Origin of the sequence: Blastococcus sp. VKM Ac-2987 (genome assembly GCF_026967805.1) — a bacterium.
Taxonomy (GTDB): Bacteria; Actinomycetota; Actinomycetes; order Mycobacteriales; family Geodermatophilaceae; genus Blastococcus.
On the sequence record NZ_JAPVBG010000001.1, the window covers coordinates 551836 to 565241 of the forward strand.

The following is a 13406-nucleotide window of genomic DNA, read 5'->3' on the forward strand; positions in this document are numbered from 1 at the left end:
ACCGGACAGTAGGGGTCTGCAGTGGTGAATACCGCTGGTCAAGCAGCTCGGCGCAGCCGAACTGCGTCTACTGGTTCAGTCTTCTTCTTTGCCCCTCAGCGCTTGCGCTGGCTCTGAAGAGCGTGCTCTCCTGTGACGTAGCGTGATCGGCAGGTAGGAGGCTTCAGTGGCTACCTCGTCAGTCAAGATGCGCGGTTCGGCAGCTTCGGCTCGGGACTATTACAAAGACGAAGAAGCCACCCTTGGGTATTACAAAGGTGGTTCGGAAAAGGACGGGTTCGACACTGTCTGGGGCGAATTGGGCCGCGAACTCGGGCTAGAGCACGGCATCACTGACGCCCAGTGGGGCGAGCTGTACGACGGCGCGTGGAACGGCGAGCGCCTTACTCGGCGTACTGGCTACCAAAAGGTGGTCCATAAGGACGGCACGGTGGAGGTGGTGGCTCATCGCACGCCCGGCTTCGACGTGGGCTTCTTTGCGCCCAAGAGCATCTCTGAGGCATACGCCAAAGCCGCTACCGCCGAACACGCCCAAGCCATCGCAGAGGCAGTGTTCAGTGCTGCAGAAGTGGCTTGGAAGGAAGGCGTAGAGGGTCACGTTCGTCTGGCCCGCGTTCCGGACGGTAGCGGCGGGACCAAGCCTGTGACGGCGAAGCTGGCGGCCACCCCAGTCATGCAATACACCGCTCGTCCAACCCAGGAGACCCTGGACCGAGGCGCCCCTGCGGACCCTCACCTACACGTCCACGTTCCAACCTTCTCGCTCTGCAAGGTCGGAGACCGCTGGTACACCGCTGATGAGGCTGGCATCAAGCGCACCGCGGAGTACCGGGACCAGATATTCATGGGCGAGTTGGCTCGCCGGATGGAGGCGCTGGGCTACTCGATGGACTACGCAGTGTTCGACGAAGCCCGCGCTGGCAGAGTCACCTGGGAGCTAGCTGGCTCGGATGCGGCCCTCCGGAAGCACTGGTCCTCGAACCACGAACGCACCTTCGCGTTGGCCCGCGCCTTCGAGCTGGGGCACGGTCGACCTCCGACGGACCGCGAACTGGGATCCCTGATGAAGGTGACGAAGGGCAAGAAGGCCGACAAGGAGATGGATTCGAACCCCACCCGAGAACGGTGGATCATCGACGCCCGAGCTGCTGGCTTCGACGTGTCTCCGATCCTTCCTGGGGATCCTGTGGAAGCACTCGAGAACCGCTACGCGGAACTGAGGGTGCGTCTTATGGGTGCCAAGGGCCTCGTCCGGGAGGATGCCGCGTTCGGGGCAGAGTCGATCCGTCCGGCCATCGCCCGCTGTGCTGTGGGCCTGGGCTTCACCCGTGAGGAGCTGGGGGCCTACGAGGCAGTGCTGAAGGAAGACCTGGTGGTCCTTCGTCCTGCTGTTGATCCCAACCACGTGCTCTACACGACCAAGCGTCACATCGCGCTCGAAGACTTCATTGTCAAGGCACGCCAGGACAAGGCGCGCTTCAAGATGGCTGCCCCTGATGAGGCTTCTGTTGCGCTCGCAATCTCGCGCCAGGACGTCGAGCTTGATACTGAGCAGCGGAATGCCGTAGCCGCTGCGTGTTCGGGTTCTGGCTGGGTTCACATCGAGGGCTCAGCTGGATCGGGGAAGTCGAGCAGCAGCCGCGCGATTGTCGATGCTCACCGGATCTCAAAGACTGCCGATCAGGTGGTGGCTGTCTCGGTCGCTGCCAAGACGGCCAACGACTACGGGCGCAAGCTCGAGGCCGACCGCTGGGGTTCGGTTGAGTCTGTGCTGCGCCAAATCGAGCGCGGACAGATCAAGCCCACCGACAAGACGCTCTGGATGGTGGACGAAGCCGCAATGATGGACACCCACCGCATGGCGGCACTCATCAAGGCAGCTGGCCGCGGTCGAGTCGTTCTTGTGGGCGACTCTGCCCAGCTGACTCCCATCGGGGCTGCTGGCTGGTACGCAGAATCGGTCGAGAGCCACGGATCGGCCAAGCTCACCCGCGTCTTCCGTCAGCGTGACGAGAACGACGTGGCGTCCTACCAGAAGCTCCGAGACGGCAACGGGGCCGAGGCAGTGGCGTCTATGGCCGAGCGAGGCCGTGTGCATGTCTCCAAGGACTCATCAGAGCGCCTGGGCCGTGTCATGGGCGACTACAAGGAGCTGCGGGCCAAGGGCTACAAGGCTGGCCAGGTGCGCCAGGTCATCGAGACCTCGAACCACGACGTGGACACCATGAACCGCTTTGTCCAGCGGGACCGCATTGAGCGCAATGAGGTCCACCCTGACGGCTTCCGGGTCGAAGACACAGAGCAGGGCCGGCGCTGGGAGCTCCACCAGGGCGATCAGGTCATTTTCCTTCGCAGCTACTACGAGCGCGGGGTCGATCCCATCCGCAACGGCTCTACCGGCTTGATCCGCAACATCGACCGTCACGGCAACGCCGTAATCGATCTAGGCACGAGAACCGTAAGCATCGGACTACAAGAGGCCGAGCGTGTTCAGCCTGTGGGTCTGGCCTATGCCCAGCACGCGGCCAAGCTCCAGGGCTCCGAGGTCGAGCACGTCCAGGTGCTTCCGTCCCTCATCACCGCGAACGCCAACTCGGGCTACAGCCAGGTCACGCGGGCCAAGCACCAGGCGCACGTCTACCTCAGCCAGGAAGACGCACCCGAGGCCGATCCCGTGGAGGCCCTGGGCCAGCGGTGGTCGACACCGGCCGAGAAGCGCAGCGCCCGCAGCTACCTGCACGAGCCCGAGCCGATCAAGGTCGAGACCAGGCACGAGAACATCTACGAACGGATCATGGCCGACCGGGCACGCGAACAGGCGCGGGAACCGGTTGGTATGGAGCGTTAACGCTGGGTCATGTTCAGGCCGCCGTGGTTGACGGACGACGGCGGCTCGGTTCTAGTTCGGGCACGGACCCCGACGAGAGGCCAGGCCATGAGCTTCCTCAGACGCCGCCGCTACGAGCCCCCGCCCCCAGTGGTCCACGTCTCGGTCTCCATGGCCCGCCAGTCGGACCCCTTCGCGGCCTACTGGCGTGCTCGTGCCCTGAACCCTGTCTACCGGCGCTCCATCTATCTCGGGATGGACGCTGTGGGGCCGCGGTACGGCGCAGACGACACCAACGTGCTCGTCGTTGCCCCCTCGCGCTCGGTGGCTGGCAAGACCACCAGCGCCGTCATCCCCAACGTCATAACGTGGATGGGGCCGGTGGTCTCCACCTCGACCAAGGGCGACGCCTATGTGGCCTCTGCCATGGTGCGCTCTGCTCTGGGGACCGTCTGGCACTACAACATCGACGGCGGCAGGGTCCAGCGCGGAGCCAAGCGGCTCTGCTTCTCCTTCGTGGAGGCGTGTGCTGGCGACTGGGAAACGACTCTCAAGGTGGTCGATCAGATCGTCGGCTCCACAGCCCATGGGGCCACCAGCGACAACGCCCAGTTCTTCCGTGACCGTGCTCGGACGCTGGGCGCAGTGCTCTTCTATGCCGCCTTTGTGCTGAAGAAGGGCCGCGAGTCCTGGGTGGTCAAGCAGGTGCGCCGGGAGGACACCGAGGCACTGAGCCGGCTCATGGTCCAGCTCAAGGAAAAGGGCCACGCCCACCAGGCTGACATGCTGCTGTCTGTCGTCGGCACCGATGCCCGCCAGCGCTCTGGCATCTTCGGCACCCTCGCTGCTGCTTTCAAGGCGTATGAGTCCGAGGCGGTGCTGGCGTCTACCGAGGACCACAACTTCCACGCTGCCACCTTCGTTCAGGGCATGCCGTTCGCGCACAACAAGAACCTGATCCTGCCCCCTGACATCGAAGCCACGTTCGACCTTGCCTCCCAGCCGGTCGGTCGCTTCGACACGATCTACTTGACCGCCAGTGAGCAAGAAGTCGTGGCCCCCATCGTCAACGGCTTCCTGACTTTCCTTCGCATCAAGGCAGCCGAGGCGTACGAAGAGGCGAGGGAGGACTACCCCGACACTGAGCCGCCTCGCGTTCTGTTTGCTCTCGATGAGCTAGCCACGATGGCGAACCTCCCCGACCTTCCGGCGCAGCTCGCCAAAGGCGGGGTCGGCACGCTTACGCTCGGCATCTTCCAGACCATGAGCCAGGCGCGTGATCGGTGGGGTCACGAGCTGGGCATGGGAATGCTCAGCCTGTTCCAGAACATTGCCTACTACCCCGGCAGTCGTGACAAAGAGACGATTGAACTGCTGACCTATCTCGCCGGTGAGCTAGACCGCGAGCGATGGACGCAGAGCGATAGCAAGACCAATCAGTTCATGTCGCCGGGTTCCACCACCAGCGGAGTGAGTCAGCACTTCGACCGCGTTTCCCGCCTCCCTCCTGACGTGATTGCATCGGGACGCCAGGACAACCCCTACGGCGTGCTGTTGTTTCCTCACGGCTCCTCACGTCATGAGTGGCTGCACGCCACGCCTCATTACATGGCGACCCCTTGGCCGGAACTCATCATCGCAGAGGCACGCAAGGTGCTTGCCGCGCGCGACTCGTACCGCCTCAGCCTTCCCTTCCCCACCCTCGAACGTGACGGCCAGCTGCATCGAGAGATCAGCAGAGAGGCAGCGATGCTCTACTGGCCGACGAAGAGCGCATGGCCGACGGCCAAGAAGATCGCGTCATGAACCGCGACGAGTGGGACGACGAGCTACGGCGGGAATGGGTTGCCCAAGGCAATGACCCCGACGCACTAGAAATCGGCCGGCCCGACTGGCTGCCCGATGACTTCATGCAGCCGAAGAACACGGGAGCCACCCGCTATACCGAGTTCGGACCTCTCGGGCATGAGCAGACAAGCTTCGGGCCCCCTTCCGACCCTGACGGATGGGGCATGTGGAAGGGCATGACGCTCGCTAACGGCTGGAACCGCGGGCGCTCTGTGCTCATCGACTGGTCGGTTTTCCTCATTGCTCCGATCATCGGCTTGCCTAGTGGGATGGCTTGGCTGCTGTTCTTTGCCAACGTCGTCGTCTTACAGGCCCGGACCGGGCGCAGCTTGGGCAAGTACGCCAACGGCACTCAGCTCATCGTGGCCTACGAGCACCGTCACTCCCCCGACACCGGCGTAACTATTCAGCCTGGCATGGGGCGATTGTTCGTGCGTCAACTCCTGCACGTCTTCGACCTGGTGTTGCTTATCGGCCTGGTGCTCATCACCTTCAGTCACCGCCGCCAATCCATTGCCGACCGGGTGACGGGTACCCTCGTCATTCCCATGATGGGCAACGGCTGGGACGAAGCCAGGATCATGACTCTCGACCAGGCGCGAGAGCACGGTTTCTGGCCTCTCAAGCGCATTGCATAGCCCGATGCCGATTCTTATGGGAGCATCAAGCCATGGAGCCACTGAAGACCACAGGACGCGGAGGCGAGCTTGTTGAGGTCGGCTACTCCGCGGAGTGGGGCGGCTACCACTTCGCCATGTTCGAGGGCAACGATACCCGGCCTTGCTTCCAGACTGAACCGGATGACTGCCCGACCATTCTCCAGCTCATTGCAATCACCAGCGGCGAAGTCGACTGGTCCGAGCATGGCGAAGTGATCCGTGCCCTCGTCGCCATTGCCGAGCCCGGACAAGCCAGGGCGACACGCATCCTCGCCGACGCCCTCTGCTGATCCACTCCTTAGCTGTGGAGAAGTAGCCGAACGCCTGGGGACAGGTGAGCGGTTCGTTAGGCGTCTTGTTGCTGAAAGGCGACTGCGCTACGTAAAGGTGGGGAAGTACGTCAAGTTCCGCCGTGAAGACGTCGAGGCGTGGATCGCTGCGCAGATGGTTGACCCCGTGGAGGACTGATGGGCAAGCGCATCTATGGCACTGTGCGTCGCCTCGCCTCCGGGCGCTACCAGGCGCGCTGGTTCGGTCCTGAAGGTAAGCAGCACCCTGCCCCGCGCACCTTCGCAACGAAGACGGACGCCAACCGCTGGCTTGCTCATCACCAGGCAGCGGTGGACAAGGGCGAGTGGATCGACACCCGCGAGTCCAAGGTGATGCTCAAGGGCTACGCCGAGCAGTGGATCACCACGCGGCGGGTCAAGGGCAAGCCCCTCGCACCCCGTACGGCTGAGCTGTATCGCTCGCTGCTGAACAAGCACATCGCCCCGGTCCTGGGCACCTACGAGATGCGAGGGCTCACAGCTTCGGCCGTTCGATCCTGGTATGCCGAACTGTCGAAGAAGATCGGCGAAGGCTCCACCGTCCCGGCCAAGAGCTACCGCTTCCTCCGTGCCGTCTGTCAGACCGCCGTGGAAGACGAGATGATCGGGCGGAACCCCTGCGCGATCCGGGGGGCGGGCCAGGAGCGCACGAGCGAGCGGCCCATGTTCACCCTCGCTCAAGTGCAAGCGCTGGCTGATGAGGTTGACGAGCGGTGGCGGGCGCTGATCCTCATGGCGGCATGGACGAGTCTGCGCCTGGGCGAGCTGGCGGCACTGAGGCGAGACGACGTTGACCTCAAGGCAGGCACCGTCACCGTCATGAAGGCCAAGAGCGAGGCCGGCAAGCGCACTGTGGCTGTTCCTCCCCACGTCATGCCTGAACTCTGTAGGCACGTCGAGAGCTACTCCGAACCAGGGCCCCGCGGCCTCGTCTTCGTTGGCCCCAAGGGCGCACCCATCCGGCGCAACAACTTCGCCAATCGTGTCTGGGTGCCCGCCCGTGATGCTGTGGGGCTGCCCGAGCACAGCCACCTACATGATCTTCGAGGAGTCGGGGCCACCTGGGCGGCTCGTGCCGGCGCAACAACCAAGGAGCTACAGGCCCGTCTCGGGCACGCCTCCCCGGCCATGGCACTGAGGTACCAGCGAGCGGAGCAGGACCGGGATGCGACACTAGCTGCGGCGATGAGCGAAGCGATTAGGCAGCCTGTAGGCACGGCCTCGTAGTAGAGCTGTTCGTCACGGCCTGTTCTTGCAGGTCACGCGGGTGTAGCTCAATGGTAGAGCCCCAGCCTTCCAAGCTGGCCATGCCGGTTCGATCCCGGTCACCCGCTCCATGTACTGACCAGCTCGTATTCCCCCTCGGCGCAGCTCAGCGCGGCCTTGGCGCCGCTCTCGTGCCTCAACGGTGGTACCCCCCCTGACCGCTGACCACCGGCTTTGGCCGGTGCTTAAGCCTGGAGCGAGACGGGGTCGACCATCGTCGGTGCCATGGAATTGCCTCCTCTGACCAGCCGGCGGCGACGGGGAGCCATCCGGTGGACCGGTCTGCGACCGGACCGTCTGTGGCCGGCTGCCGGGCCCTGTCACGGTCGCACTGCCTGCCACCGACGGCTTCCGGAGACCCGAGGCGGTAGCCGATCGTGCCGGCGGCCGTGGCCTTCGGCTGTGCGGAGTTCGACAGCGGAGCCGCTGGTCAGCGGCCTGGACGGGGCGGCGCTGCTGACCGCCCCGGCGGAGGGCCGGACACAGGTCCGTGGCCGACCTTCCGCGTCCGACGCTCGTCCCTCGGCCCGTCCGGATCAAGCCCTCGAACATGCCGTTCTCGTGACGTCGCAACCAGCCGGCGGGTCACGCCAGGTTCCGGGCTGGTGCGAAGAAGTCGGTGAGGACCTCGGCGAGCTCCTCGGGATGAGTCAGGGGGATGGCGTGTCCGGCGCCGGGGATCTCGTGCAGCCGTGCGCCAGGTACGTGATCTGCCACGTATCGGGCGCTACGGGCGAAGAAGGGCTTGGTGTCCGACCCGTGCAGCATCAACGTGGGGACCGATATGGCGCCGAGAACGGCCGGATCGCCGGGCAGCGGACCTTGGTACTGCATCAGCTGCCCGAAGACGGCGAGGGTGTTCGGGACGTAGCGCCCGGCGGCCTCGATGTAGCCGGCGGCCTCGGCCGCGGCCAGGTCATGATCGGTCAGCGGCCAGGCAGCCAGCGCGCGCACGGCATCGGTCGACCTTCCTTCGGCGGCCAGCTGCCCCATGCGGGTGACGGCGGCCCCCATCGCCGCCTGTTCCTGCTCGTCACGCAGGGCGTCCATCGGGGGCTCCACGGCGGCGACCGCGTCCACCGCGTCGGACTGCGCCGTCGCGGCCAGCCCCCAGGCGGCGCCGCCCGACCAGCCCACCAGCCCGGTCGGTCCTCCGATGCTGTCGACGTAGGTGAGGACGTCGTCGAGCATGCGACCGATGTCGGGGGCGCCCCCGCTCCGGCCGCGGCCCCGCTGGCTCGGCAGGTGGCAGGTGAACCGGCCGGCCAGGTGCGGCAGCAGCGGTTGCCAGTCGATGTCGCCGTCGCCGAGTGCTCCGTGCACGAGAACCAGCGACGGCCCCTGGCCGTGCACCGTGCCGCCGATGACGACGCCGTCGGGAGTCGTGACGAAGTGGGTGCTCGCGGTACTCATGGCGATCTCCTCCGGGTCTCGTGCGGTTCCACGCACCACGGACGCAGGGGAAGCCGGAGAAGGTCACCCGGCCGGGTCCTCCCGCCGAGCGCTACGGGTCCCGGCGGGCCGCCTGCCCGTCGATGCGGCGTACGTGGCCGGCCCATCGCCGCACCCTGAGGTCGTCCTCGCGTCGGTATCGGGCGCTTTCAGGGCGCGGAGACGAGCTAAGCGGAGCCGCCTTGCAAGTGGCGGACGACCGCCTCGAACCCGGCCGTCGGCGAGATGTCGAGGTACTCCGAGTCCTCGAGCGCCTCTGGCGCGTGCCCCGGCGCCCAGTAGAAGGCCTGCCCGGCCTCGTATGTGGAGTCGCCGTTCTTGGTGTGCATGAGCACTCTGCCCGACACCATGTAGCCCCAGTGCGGGCACGGGCAGAGGTCACCGGGCAGACCCACCAGAGCCGGCCGGAGGTCGGTGCCGGCGGGGACACGGACCCACGCGATGATGTTCTCGTCGGCCTGGCCGGCCCGGAACTCGAGCCCTTCGCCCTCCATGATCATGGGCAGGTCCGTGCGGTTGATGACGCGCATGGTGTCTCCTCGGTTCGGGTGCCGCGTGGGCACCGGTTCAGGGCTGGATGTTCTGGTTCAGGTGGAACAGGTTGGCGGGGTCGTAGCGGCGCTTCACCTCCCGCAGCCGGGCGTGGTTTGTGCCGTAGTTGGCGCCGGCTCGCGACTGGTCGTCGGCCGAGGCGAAGTTGACGTAGCCGCCGGGCTCGGAGTGCGGGGCGATCGCGGCGTAGTAGTCGCGGACCCATGCCGTGTTGCGCTCGTTGTCCGCCGGGTCCGGCCACATCCCGGCGATCACGGGCGCGAAGGATGCGTCGCGGTGCCCGAATGCCGTGGCGTCGGCCGCCACGTCGTGGACGGCGCCGTTGATCGGGTACAGGTGCACTGTCGAGTTCACGGTCGGCACCTTCGGCCCGTGCTCCATGTGCGCGGCGATCGCGTCGTCGGTCAGCTCGCGAACGAAGGCGGCCTTCCAGTAGTGCTGCAGCCCCGGCGGCACCAGTCCGTCGAACGCGCTATTGAGCGCCGCGTAGGGCATCTCGCCGATGTGCTCGGCCACCGGACGGGCCACCTGGCGGAACCCGTCGAGGATCCGCTCGCCCTCGGCCGGGCTGCCGGTCCAGCAGGACACCACCGCCACGAACGGCTCCCCGACGCGGTTCTCCGGGACGAAGGGCAGCGGCGGCGCGATCTGGAAGGCGGGGAAGCCGCCGTACTCGCGCGGCGCCGCCCGGATGAACTCCCGGAAGTGCCTCAGGATCGCCGGGCCGTCGGACAGCTCGAAGAACATCGGTCCGCCGAAGACGGTGGTCACCGGGTGCAGCCGGAAGGTGAACCGGGTCACCACGCCGAAGTTGCCGCCCCCGCCGCGCAGCGCCCAGAACAGGTCGGGGTGCTCGGACTCGCTCGCGGTGACGACGGACCCGTCGGCGGTCACCACCTCGGCCGAGAGCAGGTTGTCGCAGGAGAGCCCGTAGCCGCGGCTGAGGTAGCCGATGCCGCCCCCCAGGGTCAGGCCGCCGACGCCGGTGGTGGAGATGATGCCGCCGGTCGTCGCGAGGCCGTGGGCGGCGGTGACGTCGTTGAAGCGGCCCCAGGTGGTGCCGCCCCCGGCGGTGGCGGTACGGCTCTCGTCGTCGACGTCCACCGCCTGCATGTCCGACAGGTCCGCCACGACCGCGTCGTCCGCCGTGCCGAAGCCGGGCACGCTGTGCCCCCCGCCCCGCACGGCCAGCGGGCTGCCGCTCTCGGCGGCGTACCGCACCGTGGCGACCACGTCGGCCGCGCTCGCGCACCGGACCACCACCGCCGGATGCGCGTCGATCATGGCGTTGTAGACGTGCCGGGCGTCCTCGTAGGCCTCATCGCCCGGGCGGACCAGGGGCCCGCTCACCCGTTCGGCGAGGGTGTCGAGTGCTGACATGACCATGGCTGCTCCTCGGGATCGGTCCGCCGCTCGGGCGTGTTCCTCCGACGCTAGGGACGCCTAGGCGGCCGGCACATGACCAGAAGTGCGGAATCGTCCCGGCGACCGCCCATAGCCAGATCTGGTCATCGACGCATGTCTCCAGGGAGGTCTAGCGTCGGACGCATGTCCGGCTGGACGCCACCGCCGCTGCCGGCGCGCTGGTCCTCGCCGGCGCGCCAGGCCTTCGTGGGCCGGTGGGCAGAACTCGCCACGCTGGAGGAGGTCTGGTCAGCGGTGCTGACCGGGAGCCGGCAGGTCGTCTTCGTGGGCGGCGAACCGGGGGCCGGCAAGTCCCGCCTGGTGGCCGAGGTCGCTTCGACGCTGCACGGACACGGTGCGGCGGTCCTCGTCGGCAGCTGCGCTGCGGAGTTCGGTCCCCCGTACCAGCCTTTCGGGCAGCCGCTCGACGCCCTGCTCGGCATCCGAGCGGATCCCCGCCACGACGAGCGGCTGTCGATGCTCGCAGGACGAAGCCCTCCCGAGGGCACCGACGCTCCGTCGCACGAACACCGGCGGGTGCTGTACGACGCGGCGGTCGAGGCGATCTGCGACGTCGCCGCCCGGCAACCACTGGTCCTCGCCCTGGAGGACCTGCACTGGGCCGGACCGTCGTCATTGCAGCTGCTCGCCCACATCGCGGAACGAACTCCGGACTGCCCGATACTTGTTCTGGGCACCCACCGGACGACCGCGCCGGACCGATCGCCCGCGCTGGTCCGCACCATCGCGCGGCTGCACCGGCTCGATGGCGTGCGCCGCCTCGACCTGGCGGGCCTGACCGCCGACGACATCGCTCAGTACCTCATCCAGGTCGGCAAGCTCTCCGCCCACGAGGCGCGCAGCGCCGCCACGGCGCTGCGGGACCAAACCGGCGGCAACCCGTTCTTCCTCCGGGAGCTGTGGCGAGACGACGCCATCCACGGCAGGCCGCCGGGTCGCAGCATGGCCCCGCGGCACGCACCGGCCTCGGTCCGCGACACGATCCTCGACCGGCTGGAACGCCTCACGCTGCCCGGGCGCCAGACCTTGGAGCTGGCCGCCGTCATCGGGGAGGACGTCGAGGTCGCCACAGTGCTCGTCGCGGCGGAGTGGGGCAGGGAGACGACCCTGGCCGGCCTGGACGAGGCCGTCGCCTTCGGGCTGCTCGAGCCCGTGCCCCCGACCGACGGCGTACTGCGGTTCCCCCACGCCCTGTCCCGCCAGGCGGTGCTGGACCTGATGCCGCCCTCACGTCGCCTGAACCAGCACGCCCAGGTCGCGCGCGCGGTCGAGTCCACGATCCCTGCCTCGGAGCGGCGGACCCAGCAGCTGGCCTTCCACTTCGCGCAGGCGCAGGCACTGGGCCACGCCGGCGATGCGGTCCGGTATCTCACCGAGGCCGCCCGCTCCGCGGCGCGCAGCCTCGCCCACGAGGACGCCGCGGAGTGGTTCGAGGAGGCCGCCGCGCTCGTCGACGCCGGAACGGAACGCGGCCGGCTGGTACTCGCCGCTGCCGACAGCCACCTCCTGGCCGGCGACTTCGCCCGCGCCCGCGCGCTCGCCGAGCACGTCGCCCTCGGCGCGACCGACGCAGAGCAACGGCTGGCAGGGGCGGTGTCCTACGAGGATGCCTCCTGGCGTCCCGGACTGCCCGGCCACCGCGCGGTGCAGCTGCTCGTCGACGCCCTGGCGAAGATCGAGCATGATGCCGCCGAGCCCGCCTACGTCCGCGGCGTGGCCAGCCTGGGACGGGCGCTGGCCTTCACCGGCGACACCGAGCAGGCCGGTGATCTAGGCCGTCAGGCGATCGAACTGGCCCGGACGCTCGGGGATGACGACCTGCTCGCCCACGCCCTGCAGGCCAGTCTGTGGAACGGTCTGCGCCCGAAGGACGCACCCGACAAGTTCGCCCGCGCGGGAGAGCTCTCCCGACTCGCCGACCGGACCGGCGCATTGGGCCACCTGGGCCCGGCGGCCTACTACCGGGGCGTCATCTCGTACCTGCAGGGTGAGCCGGAATCCCTCGGACAGGCCCATGACGACCTGGTCCGGATGGCACGGGTCACGGGGCAGGGCTTCTTCGACTACATGGCCGGCTGCGTGAGCTACGCCCGGCAGTTCCTCGTCGGGGACCTCGCCGCGGCTCAGAGCACCTGCGATGCGCTGCTGGAGCTGGGCACCTCCTTCGGCAGCGACGACACCGAGGGCCCGTGTGCCGTCCAGAGCTACATGATCCGGCGCGAGACCGGCGCGGTCGAGCAGGTCCGGTCGCTGATCACCGGCGACGAGCGGCCGGAGGACCACTGGGCGCCCGGCCTGCTCGCCCTCTACACCGAGCTGCACCTGGCCGGCCCGGCTGCACGCCTGCTGGCGTGGCTGCTCGACGGGCGGCTGGCCCGCCACCAGGACTCGGCGCAGTGGCCCTGCGTTCTGGTCTACGCCGTCGAGGCGGCGCTGTTCCTGGAGGACGAGCCGGCCGCACGGACGCTCCGGCCGCTGATCGCCGAGTACGCGGGCACGAACCTCGTCGCCGGCCAGTTCGTCGCCGTGTTCGGCAGCGCGGACCGGTACCTGGGTGCCCTCGATTCGCTCCTGGGCGCAGCGACGGCCGACGCCGAGCTCGCCGCCGCGTGGGAGCTGGACACCAGGATGGGGGCGGCGCTGCACCAGGCACACACCCTCGCTGCGCAGGTCGCGCACGGCCGGCGGCACGGGGTCGACGCCCGGGCCCTGGACGAGCTGGGCGGCCGGGCCCGTCGGCTGGCCGAACCACGGGGGCTGCGGCGGGTGCTGCGACTGCTCGACGCGACCGCGCCGGGCCGGGCCCCCCTCCGGCGTCCGGGTGACCTCACCTGCCGCGAGACCGAGGTGCTGCAACTGCTCGGCCAGGGCCTGCTCAACCGGGAGATCGCCGAGCGTCTGGTGATCAGTGAGAACACCGCCGCCAACCACGTGCGCAGCATCCTGCTGAAGACCGGCTCAGGGAACCGGACGCAGGCGGCGATGTTCGCTGCGGCCCACGGACTGCTCGACTAGCGACCGGCGTGCCTCGATCGGGACCGCCTTCGG

Annotated in this window: 10 protein-coding genes and 1 tRNA gene; 8 read left to right on the plus strand and 3 right to left on the minus strand. The window is 68.0% G+C overall.

Features of this window, described 5'->3' with window-relative positions; all coding sequences use genetic code 11:
• Positions 1–166: 166 nt before the first annotated feature.
• The 7 genes from O2W17_RS02685 to O2W17_RS02715 all read left to right on the plus strand — a co-directional run bounded on the left by O2W17_RS02685 (position 167) and on the right by O2W17_RS02715 (position 7000).
• Positions 167–2848 (plus strand): AAA family ATPase, encoded by a 2682-nt coding sequence (locus O2W17_RS02685; RefSeq protein ID WP_269190848.1) that lies wholly within the window; start codon positions 167–169, stop codon positions 2846–2848.
• Positions 2849–2935: 87 nt separating this feature from the next.
• On the plus strand, positions 2936–4633 hold the full coding sequence (locus tag O2W17_RS02690; RefSeq protein WP_269190849.1) for a type IV secretory system conjugative DNA transfer family protein: 1698 nt from the start codon (positions 2936–2938) through the stop codon (positions 4631–4633).
• Complete coding sequence (locus tag O2W17_RS02695) at positions 4630–5313, plus strand: RDD family protein (RefSeq protein WP_269190850.1); 684 nt, start codon at positions 4630–4632, stop codon at positions 5311–5313. Before O2W17_RS02690 ends, O2W17_RS02695 begins: the two co-directional genes overlap by 4 nt.
• 32 nt (positions 5314–5345) lie before the next feature.
• The gene (locus O2W17_RS02700) at positions 5346–5624 is read left to right on the plus strand and encodes a hypothetical protein (RefSeq protein ID WP_269192059.1); all 279 of its coding nucleotides are present in this window, start codon (positions 5346–5348) and stop codon (positions 5622–5624) included.
• Positions 5554–5802 (plus strand): helix-turn-helix domain-containing protein, encoded by a 249-nt coding sequence (locus O2W17_RS02705; RefSeq protein WP_269190851.1) that lies wholly within the window; start codon positions 5554–5556, stop codon positions 5800–5802. The genes O2W17_RS02700 and O2W17_RS02705 overlap by 71 nt, the downstream gene beginning before the upstream one ends.
• Positions 5802–6890: a site-specific integrase gene (locus tag O2W17_RS02710; protein WP_269190852.1), complete on the plus strand. Its 1089-nt coding sequence runs from the start codon at positions 5802–5804 to the stop codon at positions 6888–6890. The genes O2W17_RS02705 and O2W17_RS02710 overlap by 1 nt, the downstream gene beginning before the upstream one ends.
• 36 nt (positions 6891–6926) lie before the next feature.
• Positions 6927–7000: transfer RNA gene (locus O2W17_RS02715), tRNA-Gly, on the plus strand.
• 514 nt (positions 7001–7514) lie between these two features.
• Here O2W17_RS02715 and O2W17_RS02720 read toward each other — a convergent pair.
• The 3 genes from O2W17_RS02720 to O2W17_RS02730 all read right to left on the minus strand — a co-directional run bounded on the left by O2W17_RS02720 (position 7515) and on the right by O2W17_RS02730 (position 10319).
• Positions 7515–8342: an alpha/beta fold hydrolase gene (locus O2W17_RS02720; RefSeq protein WP_269190853.1), complete on the minus strand. Its 828-nt coding sequence runs from the start codon at positions 8340–8342 to the stop codon at positions 7515–7517.
• A gap of 206 nt (positions 8343–8548) precedes the next feature.
• Complete coding sequence (locus O2W17_RS02725; RefSeq protein WP_269190854.1) at positions 8549–8911, minus strand: hypothetical protein; 363 nt, start codon at positions 8909–8911, stop codon at positions 8549–8551.
• A 37-nt stretch (positions 8912–8948) separates the two neighbouring features.
• The gene (locus O2W17_RS02730; protein ID WP_269190855.1) at positions 8949–10319 is read right to left on the minus strand and encodes an FAD-binding oxidoreductase; all 1371 of its coding nucleotides are present in this window, start codon (positions 10317–10319) and stop codon (positions 8949–8951) included.
• 162 nt (positions 10320–10481) lie between these two features.
• Between O2W17_RS02730 and O2W17_RS02735 the strand changes: the two genes are divergently transcribed.
• Positions 10482–13373: an AAA family ATPase gene (locus tag O2W17_RS02735; RefSeq protein WP_269190856.1), complete on the plus strand. Its 2892-nt coding sequence runs from the start codon at positions 10482–10484 to the stop codon at positions 13371–13373.
• Positions 13374–13406: the final 33 nt, after the last annotated feature.